Below are 19,770 nucleotides of genomic sequence, written 5' to 3' on the forward strand. Positions count from 1 at the left end.
TCATGCGGCCACCTCCGCCTCGTCGAGACGCGCCACGACACCGAGCAGGCAGGCGTGGTCGACGATGCCCAGGCAGCGCCCGCCGTCGACGACCCGGGCTGCGCCGCCGGAGCGTACGACGACCTCGATGGCGTCGGAGATCAGCGTGCCCGGACCGACGCTCTCGCCTTCCGCCGCCTCGTTGCCCCGGGCCGGCCGCATCGCCCTGCGGACGGTGAGGACCTGCTCGCGCGGCACGTCCCGGACGAAGTCCCTGACGTAGTCGTCAGCCGGGGAGCCGACGATCTCCTCGGGGGTGCCGAGCTGAACGATCCTGCCGTCGCGCATCAGCGCGATCCGGTCGCCGAGGGTCAGGGCTTCGGACAGGTCGTGGGTGATGAAGACCATGGTGCGGCCCTCTTCCTTGTGCAACCGGACGACCTCGTCCTGCATATCGCGGCGGATGAGCGGATCCAGGGCACTGAACGGTTCGTCGAAGAGCAGGACCTCGGGGTCCACGGCGAGGGCGCGGGCCAGGCCGACGCGCTGCTGCTGGCCGCCGGAGAGCTGGTGCGGCCGCCGGTTCTCCAGGCCCGTCAGACCGACCTTCTCGATGAAGTCGGCGGCCGTCGTACGGCGTTCCGCCTTGCTGACGCCCTGGATCTCCAGGCCGTAACCGACGTTGTCCAGAACCGAGCGGTGCGGCAGCAGCCCGAAGTGCTGGAAGACCATCGAGGCACGGTGACGGCGCAGTTCACGCAGCTTGGACTTGTCCATCGCCCGCACGTCCTCGCCGTCCATCTCCAGATCGCCGCTGGTCGGCTCGATCAGCCGGGTCAGGCAGCGAACCAAGGTGGACTTGCCGGAGCCGGACAGACCCATGACGACGAAGACTTCGCCCTCATGGACGTCGAAGGACACGTCGCGAACGGCTGCCGTGCAGCCGGTGCGCTCGCGGATCTCCTCCCCCGTCAGACCGTCGAGGGAGCTGTCGCCGGGAACGCGCTCGGCCTTGGGGCCGAAGACCTTCCACAGGTTGCGGACCGAGAAGACCCGCGGGCGGTCCCCGCCGTTCCGTGCGGTGTGTTCACTCCCGGCTGCGGTGCTGTCGTGCTCGACATTGTCGGCCGACTCTGCGGCGGTCGTCGCCATCATGCCTCGCCTCCCGGCTCGGTGGTCGCGGTCAACAGTTCGGCGCACTTCTCTCCCACCATCAGGACTCCGATCATGGGGTTCACCGCGGGCATCGTCGGAAAGACGGACGCGTCGGCGATGCGTACGCCGGAAAGGCCACGGATCCTCAGCTGGGGATCGACCACGGCCGACGGGTCGTCGACCGCGCCGATCCGGCACGTTCCGGCAGGGTGATAGACGGTGTGTGCGACCTTGCGGGCGTACTCACTGATGTCCTCGTCGGATGTGACCTCCGGGCCGGGGCAGACCTCACGCTTCAGCCACTGTGCCAGCGGCTCGGTCCTGGCGATCTCGCGGGCCAGCCGGATGCCGTCGACGAGGGTCTTGCCGTCGTAGTCGTCCTCGTCCGTGAAGTACCGGAAATCCAGAGCGGGTTTGACTCCGGGGTCGGCGCTGGTGAGGGTCAGCCGGCCGCGGCTGCGCGGCTTGGGGATGTTGGGCGTCATCGACACACCGTGCTCGGGCCTTTCGTAGCCGAGGCGTTCGGGGTTGTCGGTGAAGGGGATCTGGTAGAAGTGGAACATCAAATCCGGACCGCGGGAAGCGGGGTCGCGGCGGACGAAGAGTCCGGCGTCGGAATCCATCGCGGAGTTCTCGGGAATGGGGCCCTCGGTCTCCCACACGATGACCGACTCGGGGTGGTCGAGGAGGTTCTCGCCGACCCCCGGCAGATCGTGCACGACGGGGATGCCCAGAGCTTCCAGGTCCTGCTTCGGACCGACCCCTGAGAGCATCAGCAGCCGCGGTGTGTCCACCGCCCCCGCACAGACGATCAGTTCACGGTCCGCCCGCAGGAAGATCTCCTCGCCGTCCTTGGTGCGGACCCGCACACCGGTGGCCCGGGTGCCCTCGAGTTCGACCTTGTACGCCCAGGTCTCCAGCAGGATCCGGAGATTGGGCCGGTCGCCGGCCTCGATGTGCGGGTGAAGGTAGGCAACCGAAGCGGAGGAGCGCTTGTTGTTCTCCGGGTGGTAGGCGAGATCGAAGAAACCGACGCCCTCGTGGAACGGCTTCTTGTTGAAGCCCTCCACCCGAGGCACGTCCGCGGCGCTCCGCGCGGCCTCGACGAAGTCCCGGGCGATGGCGTTCCGGTCCTTCTCGTCGACCGCGACGATGTTGTTGCGGAGCTTGGCGAAATACGGGTCCATGGACTTCGCGTCCCAGCCGGCCGCACCGTTTTCGGCCCACTCGTCCCAGTCGCCCGGCAGCGGCTTGAAGGAGATCAGCGTGTTGTGCGACGAACAGCCGCCGAGCACCCTGGCGCGGCTGTGCAGGATGTGCGAATTGCCGCGAGGCTGCTCGGTGGTGGGGTAGGCGTAGTCGAGATCGCCGCCCAGCAGGCCGAGCCAACGGCGAAGGGTGAGGACGTCGTCGCGGTCCATGTCGGTCGGACCGCCCTCGACGACCACCACACTGACGTCGGGGTCCTCGGTGAGGCGGGAAGCGATCACCGAGCCTGCGGTTCCGCCGCCGACGACGATGTAGTCGGCGGTGATCGTGGATATCTCCGGTGGCATGACAGGTTGCTCCTTCTGCAAAGTGCTGACGCGTATGCGTGCTGCCGCGAACAGACGGGCGCTCAGCCCGCGAACCAGCGGACCGGCTCAGGCTTCAGGTTTTCGTAGATGTGCTTCGACTCGCGGTACTCGTCGAGCCCGCTGGGTCCCAGCTCCCGGCCGATGCCCGACTTGCCGAAACCGCCCCACTCCGCCTGCGGAAGGTAGGGGTGGAAATCATTGATCCAGATGGTGCCGTGCCGCAGCCGCGCGGCGACGCGGCGGGCCCGCGCCGTGTCACCGGACCATACGGCGCCGGCCAGTCCGTACTCGGTGTCGTTGGCCAGGGCCACCGCCTCCTCCTCGTCATGGAAGGCTTCCACGGTCAGGATCGGCCCGAAGGTCTCCTCACGGATGACCAACATGTCGCGGTGGCAGGAGTCCAGAACGGTGGGGGCGTAGAAATAGCCGGTGGCGGGGCGCTGCTCCGAGGGCTCGGGACGGCTTCCGCCGCAGCGCAGTTTCGCCCCTTCTGCCAGCGCGGACGCCACGTAGCCCGCCACCTTGTCGAACTGCTGCTGGGAGACGAGGGGACCGCATTCGACGCCCGCGGCGGTGCCCCGCCCGAGTTTGATCCGCTCGGCGCGACGGGCGAGCTCGGTGACGAAGCGGTCCCGGACGGATTCCTCGATGATAAGCCGGGAACCGGCCGAACAGACCTGCCCACTGTGGATGAAGGCGGCGTTCAGCGCCTGGTCGACGGCGGTGTCGAAGGCCTCGTCGGTGGCACAGGCGTCGGCGAAGACGACGTTGGGGTTCTTGCCGCCCAGCTCGAGAGCGATCTTCTTCGCGCCGGCCACCGCCGACTGAGCGGCCGTGGTGCCACTGGCCAGTCCCCCGGTGAAGGAGAACAGGTCGACCTGCGGGTGTTCGGCGAGCCGGGCACCGACAGGAACGCCGGCTCCGGTGACGATGTTGGCGACCCCGGCGGGCAGGCCCGCCTCCACCAGCAGTGCCACCAGATGGACGGTGGACAGCGGGGTGACCTCGCTGGGCTTGATGACCAGGGTGTTGCCCGCGGCGAGGGCCGGTGCGATCTTCCAGCTGGCCTGCAGCAGCGGATAGTTCCAGGGGGTGATCATCGCGCAGACGCCGACCGGCTCATGCACGATCACGCTGTGCACATCAGGTGATCCGGCGTCCACGACCCGGCCGCCGCTCTCGTTGACCACCAGATCGGCGAAGTAGCTGAAGGCGTTGGTGACGTCGTCGACGTCCACCCGGCCTTCCTCCAGCGTCTTGCCGGTGTCGCGGCTCTCGATGAGCGCGATCTCTTCCCGGTCGCGCTGCAGCAGGCCGGCGACCCGGCGCAGCAGTGCGGCCCGCTCCGACGCCGGGGTGCGCGGCCACTGCCCCTGGCCACCGGCGAAGGCCCGGTGCGCGGCCTGCACCGCAGCGTCGACGTCCTCGATGCCGCCCTCGGCGACCACCTGCAGGGTCTGCGCGTCGGCGGGGTCGAGCACCGCCCGCGTGGCGCCGGACATGGCGGCTCGCCACACCCCGTCTACGTGAATGGTCTCGCTTGCCGGCACCTGGGTACGCCTTTCCTCACTGGGCTTTTTTGCCACTGGTTCACACCAGCGGTCTGGTCGTCTCCCCCGACGCCCGTGACTTATGCCTGTGAATCAACGGAAAGTTACGCGTGTCACTTTGCGTGCACGGTCAGCCGCGGCTCAGCCCCTCGACCTACCAGTAGGTACAGTGCTGTCATGAGTACGCCGGAACGCCTCATCGAAAGTACTCGGGACCTGTTGTGGGAACGCGGGTACGTCGGCACCAGCCCCAAGGCCATCCAGCGGCGTGCCGGGGTCGGCCAGGGCAGCATGTACCACCACTTCGAAGGCAAACCCGGCCTCGCGCTCGCTGCGATCAACCGCACCGCCGACGAGATGCGCAGCAAGGCAGCGGCCCAGTTCGCGTCCCCCGGCACCGCCGTCGAGCGGATCACCGCCTATCTGCGCCGGGAGCGTGAGGTGCTCAAGGGCTGTCCGATCGGCCGTCTCACTCAGGACCCGGACGTCATGGCCGACCCGGAGCTGCGCCGCCCGGTCGGCGATACCTTCGCCGGGCTGACCGACCGCATCGCCGAAGTACTGGCCGAGGGCCGCGACCGCGGCGAACTCGATGCGGCACTCGACCCGGCAGCCACCGCGTCCACCGTGATCGCGGTCCTTCAGGGTGGGTACGTACTGGCCAGGGCGGCCGGCCGTACCGAGCCCTTCGACCGGGCCGTCGACGGAATTCTGGGCCTGCTCGCCGTGAGCTCCCTCCCTGCTCAGCGCTGAAGTCCGGCCGGGAAGCGAGCGATATACGTAAGCTTAGAAAGGCTGTTACGGTCGGGCCATGAGCACTGACCTGCAGACTCTGGGACGAGCCGTGAAGCAGGCCCAGTACCGGCACCATCGGGCGCTCGACATCCGGCTCTCGACCGTCGGGACCACGCTCGCCCAATGGGACGCACTCCGTGCCATCGACCGCTCGCCGGGAGCTTCGGCGCACACCCTGGCGTCGGCCACGTTCCAGAGCGACCAGGCTTTCGGGACACTGGCCAACCGCCTCTTCGCGCAGGGGCTGATCGAACGCCGGCCGGGCCGGGGCCGGCGCATCGAGCACTACCTCACGGAGCGCGGGGTGGAGCTGCTCGCGGCGGGACACGCGGTCGCCGACGAGGTCCTCGCAGCGTCGTTCGCCCCGCTGTCGGATGCAGAGCGCACCATGCTGCTGGACCTGCTCCTGCGGATCGGCGACGAGCAGGGGTGAGCGGGAAGGGCAGCCCGGGATGCGCCGCCGTCAGCCCTTCGCGTAGGCGTCGATCAGCCCGAACACCCTGTCCGGCTGCTCCAGGTGCGGCAAGTGTCCGGCTTCCGCAATCAGCTCGAAGCGGGCGTTGCCCAGGGCGTCCGCGTACGCCCGTCCGTAGGCCGGGGTGACGATCCGGTCGCTCGCACCCCACAGCACCAGGACCGGCAGGGTGACTCCCGGCAGACGCTGCAACAGCATGGGGTCGTGCATGTAGGGATCGCCCGCCACCGCGTTCATCGTCGCCATATTGGCGCGCTGCCGCTCTTCATGCCCGGCCGCCATCGCCGCCGGGGCAACTCGGAAACGCTCGGGGTCGTGGAAGGAGTACCGGGCCACTTCGCGGGCATCGAGGGCGAAGACGTCCCGGATCGATTCGCCGCCGACGTGCACTCCGACGGCATCGATCAGGACCAGTCCGGTCGTGATTCCGTCAGCGTCGCGGAGCGCCATCTCGGCGCCGATCCAGCCACCGATGGACGAACCGACCACGAGGACGTCGTTCAGCCCGCGGAGCTGGAGATAACGCAGATAAGCGCGTGCGATGTCACCGATGCTGCGGGCCCCTTCGGGCCTCGGGGTGCCGTTCCATCCCGGATGAGTGGGGACCAGGGTGTGCTGGTTCCGGGAGAGGTGCGCCGCCAAAGGGGCGACCGTGGCCGGTCCCCCACCGCCGTGCAGGATCAGGACGGGCCGCCCGGTTCCGGCTTCGTCGAGGGTGATCGCGAGGTCCGCGCCGAGAGTCGCGGTGTGGGTCTGTGCCGAAGTCGTCATGAGACCCGACCCTAGACAAGGATGTTTATATAAGCAAGCTTATATCGCGCAACATCGCCCGTTCCCGGCTGAGTTGCTGTGGCAGACTGCGCGAGCAGGGCGTCGTGGGCCGACCAGCGGCCCCTGCCCGCTTCGGCCCGGTCCACCCCGAACGCAACGGAGTTCGTCATGACGGCAGGTTCGCCCCAGCCCCGGATAGACACCAGCAGACCCCATCCGGCGCGGGTCTATGACTGGCTTCTGGGCGGCAAGGACAACTACCCCGTCGACCAGCAGGTGGGCGAGAGGCTGCCGCCCGAGGCGAGGGACGCCGCACGGCAGAACCGGCAGTTCATGCGTCGCGCCGCGGCGTGGCTGGCCGGTACGGGCATGGACCAGTTCCTGGACATCGGCACCGGCATCCCCACCCAGCCGAATCTGCACCAGATCGTGCAGGGCACCGTGCCGGCCGCCCGGATCGTCTACACGGACAATGACCCCATCGTCCTCCGCCACGCGGAGGCCCTGCTGGTCAGCCGCGCCGAGGGCGCCACCGACTACGTCCAGGCCGATGTCCGGGAGCCAGACACCATCCTCGGCCATGCACGCAAGTTCCTGGATTTCGAGCGTCCCATCGCCCTCTCGCTCATCGCGCTCATGCACTTCATCCCCGACGACCAGGACCCGTACGGCATTGTCCGCAGTCTGGTGGACGCGCTGCCGTCCGGGAGCTACCTGGTGCTTTCCCATGCCGCATCCGATCTCTATCCCGAGCTCGCCGAGATGGTCACGGCCGAGTACGCCAAGGGCGGCATCGAGCTGGGGTTCCGCACCCGCGCCGGGGTCGGGCGGTTCTTCGACGGACTGGATCTCGTCGATCCGGGGCTGGTGACGGCGCCCGAGTGGTACCGGGACACCGCCGTTCCGGAGGCCGAGGGAAGCGGCATCTACGCCGGCGTGGCCCGCGTGCGTTAGGGAGCGGCCGGCCAACCGTGCGGCGACACTGCCCTCGCGGCATCGCGCCGCCGGAAAAGATCTGCCGCCTGTCTCGCCCCATGTCCCCGGTCGGAGGGCACGGTGTCATTAGAGTCACCTCGCGAAGACACCTGGAGGCGGAGAGCTTTGAACCGTGACGTGATGCTTGCCCTGGTCCCCGACGAACACGGCGTGCTGCATGTGGCGGCGGCCGATGTGAGCAACATGCTCCGGACCCTCGGCGCCGGCTGGCTCCGGGCGGTGCGGGAGGAGTCGTCGAACGCCGATGAGGAGACGGTGGCCGCACTGACGATCGAACTGGCCAAGCTCGCCGACCAGATCGACGTCGAATGCATCGCCCACACCACCAAGAAGGACGAGGAGGGGTCATGAACCCCGGCAGGCCGAAGAATTGACCTGCGCGGGGTGGAGGCCCGCCCACGTCCGGTCTACGCTCTGTCCTCCGACATCCATGTGACGGGGGATCAGTGACCTTCAAGCCGCTCCGCGTTGCCGTTGTGCTGGCCGGCGCCTTCGCGCTCTCCGCCGCGGTCGTGCCTACTGCGTCCGCGTCCGCGGGCAGTTGGACCGAATCCGCCACTTCCTACACCGGCTCGCTGACCGGCGGCGAGGGTCTGGCGAGCCGGGCGGACGGCTCCCTGCTCTTCCGCGGCCTCGCCTCGATCCCGGTCGCACTGCGGGTGAAGGGCTGGAACCACGTCGGCGACCCGGACATCGCGCAGGGCGATACCTTCGACGCCTACCAGGGGGGCGACGGCGCCACCTCGAAGATGTACGCCGTCACCACCTCGGACGGCCGGCGTTACGAGTACGTGCACCCGCTCGACCCGGGCGAGAAGCTCAACAATTCCTTCGCGACCGTCTCCCCCGACACCCAGTGGCTGGTGTCGGGCGAGTGGGGCGACCAGGACCGTCTGCAGGTCTTCCCGACTCCGCTGCTCAATCCGGCCACACCTCGTACCGGTGGCGCACTGTCGCAAGCCGGCCGGATCACGCTGGACCGGACGGTCAGCGACATCCAGGCCTGTGACTTCGTCTCCGGCACCCGGCTGGTGTGCGTCTCCGACGACGCCGGCAAGGATCTGCTGCAGGTCGATCTTCCGCACCCGCTGGACGGCACGGCGGTCACCGGCACGGTGACCACCCTGCTCCAGCTGCCCACGCGCAGCATCTGCTCGGGAACTTTCGAGGCGGAGGGGGTCGATTACGACGCCGGCTCCGGCACACTGCGCGCGGAGGTCGTCCAGCCGGGGGTGTGCGCCGTGTCGACCACCGTTTACTCGTACTCCCCCGGCGCGTGACCCCGGCTCGCCGGATCAGAAGTTGAAGACCACGCTGTCGGAAAGCGCTGCGTTCAACCGACAGCTGTTGCCGTACGTGGCCTGCCAGGCGATCCGCCGCCCCTGCCAGACGCCGTCAGCGGTCACCGTGACGGGCTCCCACACCTGAGTACAGTCCCCGCCGTCACCGGCAGTAGCCAGCAGCCCGATGTCACCCTGGACGGCTCCGAGTTCGTCACAGGCGGCCCGGGCGGCCGGGTGGGTGCCCTGGGGCCGAGGTGCGCAGCTCAGGGTGACGGCCCGCACGGCACCGCCGACGGCTTGACCGGCGCCCCCGTACCCGATGGTCAGAACCAGCGCGGAGGGGGCGTAGAGGCTGGTCGACTGCGCGTGTGCGGTACCTGTGGCGCTTGTCGCGCACACTGCTGCGGCAACAGCCGCTGCGCCGAGCACCTTCAAGCCGGTCATCTTCAAGCCGGTCATCTTCGAGCCGGTCATCTTCGAGCCGGTCATCTTCGGACGGTGAGGCATGACTCTCCTGTTCGTCGGGATCCCGCTCGCTGGGATCGATCGCGGACAGGAGTCTCGCCTGCGCGGAGAGTCATTGCACCTGGCCGATCGGTTTTCGGACGGCAATGTTCACGCAACCCGCCCGAATGGTCGTTCGGGCAGCTCAGAGAGGCCACGTCATGAGATACGAGCCGTCCAACATGTGGACAAATGGTAAGTGGTTTTCCGGTAAACCGCCCGCCGACCTGCTAAAACGCGCGCTTGCTTACTTCTTCAACTGGGGCCTTTCGGCCAGAACCAGCTACCCCGTGGCGGCATCTGCCGTGCGGCACGCCGGGTGCCCCCAGCCGTCCGCGTTCTTGGCGATCTTCTCGCCCGCCGCGTAAGCGCGCCCACAGCGGCAGCGACCGGGGAACTTGGCGTTGAGCGTCCGCACCGAGGCCGCCCGCTTCGACGATCCGCCGGAGCCACGCCGTGCCGTGCCGCCGGCGGAAGCGGTTCCGGACGAGGGTGGCGGCTGCGGTGAGCCGTGCGCACTGCCCGCGACCTGCTGGGCGACCGCCGCCGCGCTCGCCGCGCGGTCCGCGAAGTCATTGAGCGGGTCACCGTTCACCTGGTGCGCCGGCACATAGCGGAACTCCACGGCACGACCGGTGAGCAGCGCGTCGATCCTGACGACGAGCTCCTGGTTCGCGACGGGCTTGCCCGCGCTCGTCTTCCAGCCCTTGCGCTTCCAGCCGGGCAACCAGGTCGTGACGGCCTTCATCGCGTACTGCGAGTCCATCCGGATCTCCATCGGGACGTCCACCGGGACAGCCGCCAACAACCGCTCCAGAGCGGTGAGTTCAGCGACATTGTTGGTCGCAGTGCCCAGCGGCCCCGCTTCCCAGCGCACCGGCGCCCCAGCCCCGTCGGCAACGACCCAAGCCCAGCCCGCCGGTCCCGGATTTCCTTTGGACGCGCCGTCACAAGCGGCGATTACGCGTTCAACCATGCTGGGCATCATGCCAGCTCCACGCGTCTCCGGGCGCGGGCGCCTCTCAGTGCTCGGACTCCCGGTCGTCGAACTCCTCCGGGAAGGGACGGTCGGTGGCCTGCGGCGGTTCGGGGCCGTACTCGGTCATGATGACGCTCTGCTCGACACGGACGACGCGGTAGACGTTCTCGCCCAGGACGACCTGGTCGGCCCCGTTCTCGACCGCGTCAGCAGCCTGGGCGTAGCGACCGGGGCCCACGTGCGGATGTGCGGTGCTCCGGCGCAGTACCGCCGCCAGGTCGAGGCGCGCCTCGTCCTCGCTCGGCTGCGCCGGGAACATCTGCCGCCAGCCGGTTCCTTCGAGAACCATCGCCGCGTACGCGGTATACGGGCCCATACGGGTACGTTCGAAGGATCTCGACTCGATGGGGTATCTGCGGCGCAGCTTCTCCTCGCGAGCCCCTACCGCGAGCACGTGCCGCGCTTCCTCTTCGAAGGCACTCTCACTGCCTGCCGTCTCGTCGTGATCGCTCATGAGGTCATCATCGTGCCCCCGGGCGCTTCGCCGGAAGGCTCGCGGAGGGTGTCAGGCGCCAACGGGAAGGCGCCGCTTATCGGACATCTGATGTCTGACGGCTGGTAAACTGCGAGAGCAATCGGGCCGAGGTGGAGGAGAGGGAACAAGAGGTGCACAGCGGGCAGACTCGGGAAGTGCGTCGGGGGCGTTCTCTGCTGCGGCAGGAGGTCAGCGACGGCATCAAGCGCTACATTCTCGACAACAAGCTCGGCCCGGGCGACGCGCTGCCGACGGAGAGCGAGCTGAGCGCGACTCTCGGAGCGAGTCGGTCGAGTGTGCGCGAGGCGGTCAAAACTCTTGACGCGCTGGACATCGTGGAAGTCCGGCACGGGCACGGCACCTACGTCGGTCGGCTCAGCATGTCCGCGCTGGTGGAAGGCCTCACCTTCCGTGGGTTGCTGAGCCGGGAAGACGACTTCAAAGTGATGTCGGATCTGGTCGATGTGCGTGAACTGTTCGAGCGCGGCATGTCCGACCGCATCCTCGCCACACTGGCCGACGAACACTTCACTGATCTGAATCGACTGGTCGATGACATGGAGCAGTCGGGGAGCGGTGACGGAACGGGATTCGTCGAAGCTGACCGCGCCTTCCACGCGCTGCTGGTCGCTCCCCTGGGCAATGAGCTCATCGGGCAGCTGTCGCTGGCGTTCTGGGACGTATACACCGTCGTCGTGCCGCACCTGGGTGTGATCACCAGCGAGGACGAGGCCGAGACGGTGACCAACCACCGAAGGATCATCGATGCCGCCCGTGCCCGCGACGCCGACGCGTTCGCCCGCGCCATCACTGAGCACTATGCGCCGATCCGCCACCGCGTCGACAGGGCCCGGGCGGCGACTTCCGCGGGCGGCTGACCCTCGCCATCACCCCAGGGAGAAGGCCGATGCCAGCGTGCGCCATTGCGCACGCGGCAGGTCGTGGTGCCGGTCGCCCGTGAGGACCTGGAGCGCCACGTGGTCCGCACCCGCCTCCCGGTAGGCGTCCACCCGGGCGTGCACCGTTTCCGCGTTGCCCAGAGCGAAGAGCGCGTCCAGCAGCCGGATGCTCCCGCCACCGAGGAAGTCGTCGTCGGTGAATCCGAGCCGGAGCAGGTTGTTCGTGTAGTTCGGGAGTTGCAGGTAGGTGGCGAGGGTGTCCCTGGCGACGGTGCGAGCCCGGTCGAGGTCGTCGTCGAGGACGACCTTGAGCTCGGGAGCGAGCAGGGCTTCCGGACCCAGCGCCGAACGGGCCTGCGCGGTGTGCTCTGCGGTCACCAGGTAGGGGTGCGCGCCGAGGGAACGGCCTGCGGCCAGCTTCAGCATCTTCGGGCCGAGCGCGGCGAGTACCCGGCGCTCTGCCGGAAGCGGATCGGGCGCGGTGTCCAGTGCGTCGAGGTAGCCGACCATGGCCGAGTACGGACGGGCGTACTGCGGAGTCAACGCGTCATGGCTGACGCCCAGACCGAGCACGAACCGGCCCGGCGTGTCCTTCTCGAGCTCCGCTACCTGCCGCGCCACCTCGCCGGCCGGATGCTGCCAGATGCTCAGGATCCCGGTGGCGACGGTGATGCGCCGGGATGCTTCGAGGATCGGCACCACCTGGTCGACGGAGGGGCTGCCACCGATCCAGATCGTGCCGTAGCCGAGCTCGTCCAGCTCGGCCACGGCTTCCGCAACGTCGCTGCGGCGGTCGGGGTCGGCGGTGTGCAGGGCGGGGCTCCAGATGCCGACGCGACCAAAACGGGCCTGCTTTTCGGATGTCATGCAGCAGCGAACCAGCGTCCTGCCCCTGCTTATTCCGGGGTTCACCCCTTCGGGTGCGGTCAGTCGACGCGCAGGTCGGCGAGTTGCTGGGCGAACGGCACCATGTCCTCGTACCCGTCCTTGGCAGTGACCGCCGCGGGCCGGCCCGCCATCAGGGCGGCGAGCTCCTGCCCCGCGCGGGCGATGCGGCCCGGCAGATGCTCGGTGTGCGGGTCCCCGTCCGAGCCCCAGTCCTCCGAGGCCGCGTAGACGGCCGTCGGAACGACCACGGCCCGCAGATAGGCGAACAACGGACGCAGCGCGTGTTCCAGTACGAGCGAGTGCCGGGCGGTCCCGCCGGTCGCCGCCACCAGGACCGGCTTTCCGACGAGTGCGGTGTTGTCGATCAGGTCGAAGAACGACTTGAACAGGCCGCTGTACGAGGCGGTGAAAACCGGCGTGACCGCGATCAGTCCGTCCGCTCCCGTCACCGCGTCGAGCGCCTCGCGCAGGGCGGGGCCGGGGAAGCCGGTCACCAGGTGGTTGGCGATCGCGGCTGCCAGATCGCGCACCTCGATGACGTGTACATCGACCTCGGCCCCCTGGAGCTGCTCCATGGTGGCCGCCGCCAGCCGGTCGGCCAGCAACCTGGTCGACGACGGCCGGCTGAGCCCGGCCGTGACGACCACCAGCTTGCGCGTCGTCATGCCGCCACCTCCTCCTCACGCTTGGTACCGTCCTGCTTCTCGGCGCTCCGCGCCCGGTCCCGCTCCGCCACGAGCGCTGCGTGGGTGGGGCCGTCCGGTACCTCGGAGGGGCGGCCCTTGGCGAACTCCTCGCGCAGCACCGGAACGACCTCCGAACGAGCATGTCGAGCTGCTCCAGGACGGTCTTCAGCGGAAGGCCTGCGTGGTCCATCAGGAACAGCTGCCGCTGGTAGTCGCCGAAACTCTCCCGGAAGGCCAGTGTCTTCTCGATGACCTCCTGGGGACTGCCGACGGTCAAGGGTGTCTCCTCGGTGAACTCCTCCAGCGAGGGCCCGTGGCCGTACACCGGCGCGTTGTCGAAGTACGGCCTGAACTCCCGCACCGCGTCCTGCGAGTTCTTCCGCATGAACACCTGGCCCCCGAGCCCGACGGTTGCCTGCTGCGGCGTTCCGTGTCCGTAGAACTCGAAGCGCTCACGGTAGAAGGTGATGAGCCGCTTGAAGTGGTCCTTCGGCCAGAAGATGTTGTTCGCGAAGAAGCCGTCGCCGTAAAAGGCGGCCTGCTCGGCGATCTCCGGGCTACGGATCGACCCGTGCCAGACGAACGGTGGCACGCCGTCGAGCGGACGCGGCGTCGCGGTGAAACTCTGGAGCGGCGTACGGAACTTGCCTTCCCAGTTCACCACGTCCTTGCGCCAGAGCTCATGCAGCAGGGCGTAGTTCTCCACCGCGAGCGGGATGCCCTGGCGGATGTCCTGCCCGAACCACGGGTAGACCGGGCCGGTGTTGCCGCGTCCCATCATCAGGTCCACCCGCCCGTCGGCCAGATGCTGCAGCATCGCGTAATCCTCCGCGATCTTCACCGGGTCATTGGTGGTGATGAGCGTGGTGGAGGTGGAGAGGATGAGGTTCTCGGTACGCGCCGCGATGTGGCCGAGCAGGGTGGTCGGGGAGGACGGCACGAACGGCGGATTGTGGTGCTCGCCGGTCGCGAACACGTCAAGGCCGACCTCTTCCGCCTTGAGGGCGATCGCCACCATGGCCTTGATCCGCTCGTGCTCGGACGGTGCCTTCCCCGTGGTCGGGTCGGTCGTGACGTCCCCGACGGTGAAGATCCCGAACTGCATCCCTCTCACCTCTCCTATTAGTTGAATCTTGAATTGTTTTCTACAACGGCACCCCCCTCCTCTCTATTCCGGACGCTGTCCGGTCCGGCCGGCTCCAGCTCCTCCAGGGCCCTGACGAGCTGAGGACCGGCATGGCTCCAGGTCCATTCCCGGTGATCGGGACCGTACTGACGCGGTACCACTTCGACCAGCATGATCAGGTAGAGGTAGCTGCGGTAGAAGGCCAGCCGCCGGCGCAGCGAGGCGTCGAAGCGGACGGGCCCGCCGGTCGCCGCGTAGCCCGCCAGGAAGTCCTCGTCCTCCTCGATGTTCCCGAAGAGCGCCGTCGAGACGAAGTCCGCGACCGGGTCTCCCCAGAACATGCGCTCGCCGTCGATGACACCGCTGAGGGTCCGCGCCCCCGGTGCCCCCGCGATCAGCAGGTTTCCCTGCCAGAGATCGAAGTGCACCAGGGCGGGCCGGGTCACGTCGTCCAGCACGTCCCGCGCGGCGGAGAAGATTTCGCGGATCTCGGCCACCGGACATGGCAGCCGGGCCGCATAGCGCTCGGCATCGGCGAGCAGCGCGTCCGTCATGGTGGTGAAAGCCTGCCGCCAGGTCCGGGCCAGCGGACCCAGCTGACCGGCCGGGTAGCCGTAGCCGGGCCCCGTGACGGCGTGGAGCCGGCCGATGAGCCGACCGAGATCCTCCCTGAGGCGGCGGGCCTCCCCCGCCGACAGGCTGCCTTCGGCCTCGTGCCAGGGCGCTCCCTCGCGGGTGGTCATGATCAGATGGGGACCCGGCGTCGCTGCCGGGTCCAGTTCGCTGTGCACGATCTCGGGCAGGACGGGCTCCCGCAGTGCGGCCGCCGAGGCGTAGAAGGTGACCTCGCCCTTCAGCAGGTTCTGCTCGTAGCTCAGTCCCACGGCCGGGGCGGGGGGTATCTTCACCACCCAGTCACGCCCATCGTCGAGGGTGACGCGGACCACCGTGTTGTAGGTCCCCCCGGTCAGCGGCAGACGGCGAACTGTGCGCCCCTCTCCCACGCCCGCGGCTTCGAGCGCTGCCCCCACCGGATCCACGCCGTTCCCTGGGCTCATTCAGGTCCCCCTCCGGTCCATCGCGGAACTGTCTGTCTCTGCTCTCAGGTTCTACTTCCTCTCGACGGCTGCACGCCAGATCGCGGGCGAGCCGCTGTCCTCAGCCACGGGAGCCCATGGGTCGTCTTCGTGCGTTCGGCTGGGTTACGCGGCCGAACGGTGTCAGCCTGGGAGGCGTGGGTCGCGTGCGAACACCGCACGGAGCAGCGGCGAACGAACGGAGCACGGTGATGGACAAGGCCACCGAGGGCAGCGACGGCAACACCGGATACGGAAAGAAGCCGTTCAAGCGTTCCCGGAGCCATTTCGCGGACCGCATCACCGCGGACGGGCGGGACGGCTGGCCGACCGAGGCGCACCGCTACCGGCTAGTGGTCAGCCGGGCCTGCCCGTGGGCCAGCCGCGCCCTGGTCTCGCGGCGGCTTCTGGGACTCGAGGAAGCCCTCTCGCTGGCCGTCGCCGACCCGATCCAGGACGACCGCAGCTGGCGCTTCACGCTGGACCCGGGGGGCCGCGACCCCGTACTCGGCATCCGGTTCCTCGGCGAGGCGTACGACGCACGGGAGACCGGCTACCCGGGCGGGGTCAGCGTGCCCGCGATCGTGGACGTGCCCAGCGGCAAACTGGTCACCAACGACTTCCAGCAGATCACTCTCGACCTCGCCACCGAGTGGACCGCCTTCCACCGGCCGGGCGCCCCAGACCTCTACCCGGAGCCGCTGCGCGACGAGATCGACGAGGTGATGGAAGGCGTCTACCGGGACGTCAACAACGGCGTCTACCGGGCCGGTTTCGCCACCGAACAGAGCGAGTACGAAGACGCCTACCGCGATGTCTTCCGACGACTCGACCTGGTGTCGGAGCGGCTGACGGACCGCCGCTACCTGGTGGGTGAGAGCATCACCGAGGCCGACATCCGGCTGTTCACCACGCTGGTACGCTTCGACGCCGTCTATCACGGTCACTTCAAGTGCAACCGGTCGAAGCTCACCGAGGACCCGGTGCTGTGGGCCTATGCCCGGGACCTCTACCAGACACCCGGTTTCGGCGACACGGTCGACTTCGACCACATCAAACGGCACTACTACCAGGTGCACGCGGGGATCAACCCGACCCGGATCGTGCCGCTCGGCCCGGACCTCGCCGGCTGGTCGGCTCCGCACCACCGCGAGGACCTGGGAGGCCGTCCCTTCGGCGACGGCACCCCGCCCGGACCGGTGGCCGCCGCCGAGCGGATCGCCCCGGTCGGGTGTCCCGCACCGCGGTGACGACAGACCCGTCACTCTCCGGCCCCATCCAGCGGGCGGACACCCTGGCAGAGACCCACGATGGAGCGGTGACACACACCCAGAAGCTGGATCATCTCGCTCAGGTCACGACGGGCTGGGTCGCACGCGACCTGAGCTCTCCGCACGGCCGGCTCAGGGACGCGCTCATCAACTGGCGCCTGGCCTTCCCCCCTTCCTTCACCACCGACTCGGCCGGGGCAAGCACCGCCCGACTGGTGATCGCCCCGCCCGGCCCCGCGCAGCCCGACGACGCACTGCTGCTCCATCTGACGCGGGCCGAGGCGGACCGGCTCATCGGGCTGCTGCATCAGGACACCACCCAACGGCTGGACGATCCCGCCCGCGCGAACGAACATCTCGGCGTCAGCCGCTGAGCCGGTGCGGACCGGGTTCAAGGAGTTCGGCGATTTCGGGCCTCATCCGCTCGGGCGGCTGTCGGCGTAGCATTTTCGCGTCAGCCGACCGACCACAGCGGGAGCAGCCGTGTCCTCGACCTCCGTGCCCCGTGTCATCGCCTACGCCGCGGGCCTCGTCCGGGAGGCGTCCGCCGGACAGCGCGGAGCGCTGTGGCGGCTCGCGGAGCCGGGTCGCCAACTGGACGCCGACGTGGTTCGGCTGGAGCCGGGCGCCGAGGCGGCAGGGCGCGTCGAGCCCGATGTCGACGTCCTGTTGTGCGTGATCGCGGGCCGCGGACGGCTGCTGACCGACGTGGCCGAGCAGGATCTCGTCCCGGGCGGGATCGCCTGGCTCCCGCACGGTTCCCGGCGCGCCCTGGCGGCGGGCTCCGAGGGGTTGGTCTACCTCACCGCGCACCGGCGCCGCACGGACCTGGCCGTTGCACCGGCGGCCGTCGCGCCGGCTGCCGTCGAACGGGAGGGCGGCGAAGCGGCCTGTCTGCTGAACCTGGTGTGTCCCGAGTGCGGCCGTCTTGCCCAGGAATCCGGCGCGCGGTTCTGCAGCCGGTGCGGTGAACGGCTGCCTGGCGAGTAACTCCCGGAATTCGTCCGGCGCGAGCTGCCGCGTCCGCCTGCCGGACTGTCCGTTTCGGGCGGGATCCGCAAGCTTCGATCCCCAAGAAATAGCAATGGTCTAGTCCAAGTTGTTGACGCGCACTCGACAGCGCTCGATTCTGGCGGCCCCGCCCCACTCAGGAGACCGCCCCATGAAACGCATACGTGCACTGTTCTGCGGCGTGGCCACCGCCGCGCTGGCCGCCGCCGGCCTGGCCACGCTCACCACCGGCCAGGCAGCCGGTGCGACCGAGCACCCCACCGCTCTCAGCAACCGCTGGTACGCGGCCGCTCCCTACCTGATGCCGCTGGACAACGATCCGCCGGACGCGGTCGCCATCATGGACGCCACCGGACTCAAAGCCTTCCAGCTCGCCTTCATCCTGGCCCCCAATGGCGGTGGCTGCAGCCCCACCTGGGGCGGCACGTCGGCCGTTTCGTCGGACACCGCCGTGGGGTCCGTCATCAGCGCGATCCGCGCCAAGGGCGGCGACGTCTCGGTGTCGATCGGCGGATACGGCGGGACCAAGCTCGGGCAGGCGTGCTCCGACGCGGCGTCCACAGCGGCCGCCTATCAGCAGGTCATCACCAAATACCAGCTGAAAGCCATCGACTTCGACCTGGAAGAACCGGAGTACGAGAACACGGCCGCCGTAGCCCACGAGATCGGCGCGGCCAAGATTCTTCAGCAGAACAACCCGGGTCTGTACGTGTCGGTGACCACCGCGGGCACCGCCGACGGAACCGGCTGGTTCGGCAAGCAGATGCTGAACGAGGCCAAGGCGCAAGGCTTCACCCCCAACAACTTCTCGATCATGCCCTTCGACGGGGGCTTCAGCGGAGCAGCCGCCCAGACCAGCGCTCTGACGAATTTCAACGCGATCCTCCAGTCGACCTTCGGCTGGAACGAGGCGACCGCATACGCCCATGAGGGCTTCTCCGGAATGAACGGCCGCAGCGACAGCGGCGAGTACTTCCGGCAGGCCGACTTCCAGACCGTCCTCGACTTCGCCACCAGCCATCACATGGACCGCTTCACCTTCTGGTCGCTCAACCGGGATCGGGAATGCAGCCCCCCGGACAACGGCAAAACGTCCGGTACCTGCAGCAGCGTGCCCCAGTCGGCCTGGGAGTTCGCCAAGTACTCGGTGACCTTCGCCGGTGCGACACCGCCCACCGACCCGCCGACCACTCCCCCGACATCACCCTCTCCCACGCCGGGTGGATCATGCACTGCGGCAGCGTGGAGCGCAGCAGCCGTCTACACCCAGGGCAATACGGTCTCGCACAACGGTCACACCTGGCAGGCCAAGTGGTGGACCCAGAACGAGGAGCCCGGCACCACCGGCACCTGGGGCGTCTGGCAGGACGAGGGGCCGTGCTGACTTCCCCGGTCCGCGGCTGATACCGGCCGCCGACGCTGCGGCGGGATGACGGTCACACTCGGCCGTCACCCCGCCGCAGAGCTGAACACCACGGTGGAGCCCTGCAGATGGGCGAGCAGCGCCGCTCCCGACGGCAGCACGCAGAATTCCGCCGTGGAGGGCGAGAGCGCTGGAACGGCCCGCTGCATGCGCAACGCATCGACCGACTCCGCAAGAAGTTCGTATTCCGTGGTGTCGTCCCGGGCCGCGAATCGCATCAACAGGCCGTCCGCCAGCGCCTCCGCCGCCCTTTCCTGGCGACCCGGGTCGTCGCGCCAGGCGCGGAAGGCGCCCGGCACGTCCGGAGCGTCCACCGGCAGCTCGATCAGCGCCTGTGGCGGGAAAGCGGCACTGTCGGGGCGGGGGTCCAGCCGCTCGGAGATCCAAGTGGCCCGGTCCCTGAGCCACCACAGGGCCAACGGGAGGGTCGGCGCGCGATAGGTTCCCAGAGGCACACCGACACGTCGGCCACCGCAGACTCCGTACGCGGTGACGTGGCACAGGAATTCGTCGTGCACAGCCACTCCCCCCGGGCAGTTTGCGGCTAGGCAGGTCATTAGCCTGTCGTTCACGGGCCGACATTGTCACCATAGAATTCTGGCCAGATCAGTTGGCATATGCGCACAGCCGGCAAACGGAGGCTGGTGGGGTCACATCGGCCCGAGGTGACAAAGCCCCGGCTGGTCGGGGGAGGCCAGCCGGGGCGGTACCGGGTGCAGACGCGGAGGGCAACCGCCTCCCACGGGGGCGGGGACCACGGGTCCCGGCCGCGCCTACATGTAGTAGAACGA

At 68.8% G+C, this 19,770-nt stretch carries 20 protein-coding genes and 2 pseudogenes; 10 read left to right on the plus strand and 12 right to left on the minus strand.

Translation table 11 applies throughout. The features are described from left to right. From AB0436_RS11625 to AB0436_RS11635, 3 genes are all read right to left on the minus strand, one after another. Positions 1–1,131, minus strand: coding sequence for a glycine betaine/L-proline ABC transporter ATP-binding protein (locus AB0436_RS11625; RefSeq protein WP_366467943.1), 1,131 nt, complete (start codon positions 1,129–1,131; stop codon positions 1–3). After that, positions 1,131–2,690: a GMC oxidoreductase gene (locus AB0436_RS11630; RefSeq protein ID WP_366467600.1), complete on the minus strand. Its 1,560-nt coding sequence runs from the start codon at positions 2,688–2,690 to the stop codon at positions 1,131–1,133. Before AB0436_RS11630 ends, AB0436_RS11625 begins: the two co-directional genes overlap by 1 nt. Before the next feature lie 62 nt (positions 2,691–2,752). Continuing rightward, positions 2,753–4,213 (minus strand): aldehyde dehydrogenase family protein, encoded by a 1,461-nt coding sequence (locus AB0436_RS11635; protein ID WP_366467601.1) that lies wholly within the window; start codon positions 4,211–4,213, stop codon positions 2,753–2,755. A gap of 225 nt (positions 4,214–4,438) precedes the next feature. On the opposite strand from AB0436_RS11635, the gene AB0436_RS11640 reads away from it, so the two are divergent. Together AB0436_RS11640 and AB0436_RS11645 are read left to right on the plus strand one after the other, a co-directional pair. Continuing rightward, entirely contained in the window at positions 4,439–5,014 is a 576-nt protein-coding gene (locus tag AB0436_RS11640; RefSeq protein ID WP_366467602.1) for a TetR/AcrR family transcriptional regulator, read from the plus strand. A 58-nt stretch (positions 5,015–5,072) separates the two neighbouring features. Next, complete coding sequence (locus AB0436_RS11645; protein ID WP_366467603.1) at positions 5,073–5,489, plus strand: MarR family transcriptional regulator; 417 nt, start codon at positions 5,073–5,075, stop codon at positions 5,487–5,489. 30 nt (positions 5,490–5,519) lie between these two features. On the opposite strand, the gene AB0436_RS11650 is transcribed toward AB0436_RS11645, so the two are convergent. Then, the gene (locus AB0436_RS11650; RefSeq protein WP_366467604.1) at positions 5,520–6,302 is read right to left on the minus strand and encodes an alpha/beta hydrolase; all 783 of its coding nucleotides are present in this window, start codon (positions 6,300–6,302) and stop codon (positions 5,520–5,522) included. A 168-nt stretch (positions 6,303–6,470) separates the two neighbouring features. On the opposite strand from AB0436_RS11650, the gene AB0436_RS11655 reads away from it, so the two are divergent. The 3 genes from AB0436_RS11655 (at position 6,471) to AB0436_RS11665 (ending at position 8,578) form a co-directional block, all read left to right on the plus strand. Continuing rightward, complete coding sequence (locus AB0436_RS11655; protein ID WP_366467605.1) at positions 6,471–7,256, plus strand: SAM-dependent methyltransferase; 786 nt, start codon at positions 6,471–6,473, stop codon at positions 7,254–7,256. Positions 7,257–7,403: 147 nt separating this feature from the next. Beyond that, entirely contained in the window at positions 7,404–7,649 is a 246-nt protein-coding gene (locus tag AB0436_RS11660; protein WP_366467607.1) for a DUF6213 family protein, read from the plus strand. 125 nt (positions 7,650–7,774) lie between these two features. Then, positions 7,775–8,578 carry a hypothetical protein gene (locus tag AB0436_RS11665; RefSeq protein WP_366467944.1) on the plus strand — a complete coding sequence of 268 codons (804 nt, stop codon included), beginning with the start codon at positions 7,775–7,777 and terminating at the stop codon, positions 8,576–8,578. A 15-nt stretch (positions 8,579–8,593) separates the two neighbouring features. On the opposite strand, the gene AB0436_RS11670 is transcribed toward AB0436_RS11665, so the two are convergent. The 3 genes from AB0436_RS11670 to AB0436_RS11680 form a co-directional block, all read right to left on the minus strand. Continuing rightward, complete coding sequence (locus tag AB0436_RS11670; protein WP_366467608.1) at positions 8,594–9,070, minus strand: subtilase-type protease inhibitor; 477 nt, start codon at positions 9,068–9,070, stop codon at positions 8,594–8,596. A 298-nt stretch (positions 9,071–9,368) separates the two neighbouring features. Further along, positions 9,369–10,073, minus strand: coding sequence for a ribonuclease H (locus AB0436_RS11675; RefSeq protein WP_366467609.1), 705 nt, complete (start codon positions 10,071–10,073; stop codon positions 9,369–9,371). Positions 10,074–10,107: 34 nt separating this feature from the next. After that, complete coding sequence (locus tag AB0436_RS11680; protein WP_366467611.1) at positions 10,108–10,578, minus strand: DUF5954 family protein; 471 nt, start codon at positions 10,576–10,578, stop codon at positions 10,108–10,110. 176 nt (positions 10,579–10,754) lie between these two features. Between AB0436_RS11680 and AB0436_RS11685 the strand changes: the two genes are divergently transcribed. Continuing rightward, positions 10,755–11,477: an FCD domain-containing protein gene (locus tag AB0436_RS11685; protein ID WP_366467612.1), complete on the plus strand. Its 723-nt coding sequence runs from the start codon at positions 10,755–10,757 to the stop codon at positions 11,475–11,477. A 9-nt stretch (positions 11,478–11,486) separates the two neighbouring features. On the opposite strand, the gene AB0436_RS11690 is transcribed toward AB0436_RS11685, so the two are convergent. The 4 genes and pseudogenes from AB0436_RS11690 to AB0436_RS11705 form a co-directional block, all read right to left on the minus strand. Next, positions 11,487–12,365: an LLM class F420-dependent oxidoreductase gene (locus AB0436_RS11690; RefSeq protein ID WP_366467613.1), complete on the minus strand. Its 879-nt coding sequence runs from the start codon at positions 12,363–12,365 to the stop codon at positions 11,487–11,489. A gap of 59 nt (positions 12,366–12,424) precedes the next feature. Further along, positions 12,425–13,051, minus strand: a complete 627-nt coding sequence (locus AB0436_RS11695; protein ID WP_366467614.1) for an FMN reductase — start codon at positions 13,049–13,051, stop codon at positions 12,425–12,427. Continuing rightward, positions 13,048–14,177: pseudogene (locus AB0436_RS11700) on the minus strand (LLM class flavin-dependent oxidoreductase). The gene AB0436_RS11695 and the pseudogene AB0436_RS11700 overlap by 4 nt, the downstream one beginning before the upstream one ends. Positions 14,178–14,194: 17 nt before the next feature. Then, the gene (locus tag AB0436_RS11705) at positions 14,195–15,256 is read right to left on the minus strand and encodes an aminoglycoside phosphotransferase family protein (protein ID WP_366467615.1); all 1,062 of its coding nucleotides are present in this window, start codon (positions 15,254–15,256) and stop codon (positions 14,195–14,197) included. A gap of 230 nt (positions 15,257–15,486) precedes the next feature. On the opposite strand from AB0436_RS11705, the gene AB0436_RS11710 reads away from it, so the two are divergent. The 4 genes from AB0436_RS11710 (at position 15,487) to AB0436_RS11725 (ending at position 18,940) form a co-directional block, all read left to right on the plus strand. After that, positions 15,487–16,524 (plus strand): glutathione S-transferase C-terminal domain-containing protein, encoded by a 1,038-nt coding sequence (locus AB0436_RS11710; RefSeq protein WP_366467617.1) that lies wholly within the window; start codon positions 15,487–15,489, stop codon positions 16,522–16,524. A gap of 68 nt (positions 16,525–16,592) precedes the next feature. After that, on the plus strand, positions 16,593–16,919 hold the full coding sequence (locus AB0436_RS11715) for a hypothetical protein (RefSeq protein ID WP_366467618.1): 327 nt from the start codon (positions 16,593–16,595) through the stop codon (positions 16,917–16,919). A 109-nt stretch (positions 16,920–17,028) separates the two neighbouring features. Next, a complete protein-coding gene (locus AB0436_RS11720; protein ID WP_366467619.1) occupies positions 17,029–17,535 on the plus strand; it encodes a hypothetical protein in 507 nt (168 codons plus the stop codon). A gap of 172 nt (positions 17,536–17,707) precedes the next feature. After that, the gene (locus tag AB0436_RS11725) at positions 17,708–18,940 is read left to right on the plus strand and encodes a chitinase (protein ID WP_366467620.1); all 1,233 of its coding nucleotides are present in this window, start codon (positions 17,708–17,710) and stop codon (positions 18,938–18,940) included. A gap of 164 nt (positions 18,941–19,104) precedes the next feature. Here AB0436_RS11725 and AB0436_RS11730 read toward each other — a convergent pair. Beyond that, positions 19,105–19,497 (minus strand): annotated as a pseudogene (locus AB0436_RS11730) (hypothetical protein); the annotation flags it as partial. Positions 19,498–19,770: the final 273 nt, after the last annotated feature.

The organism is Streptomyces sp. NPDC051322 (assembly GCF_040689485.1).
In the GTDB taxonomy this organism is placed as follows: domain Bacteria; phylum Actinomycetota; class Actinomycetes; order Streptomycetales; family Streptomycetaceae; genus Streptomyces.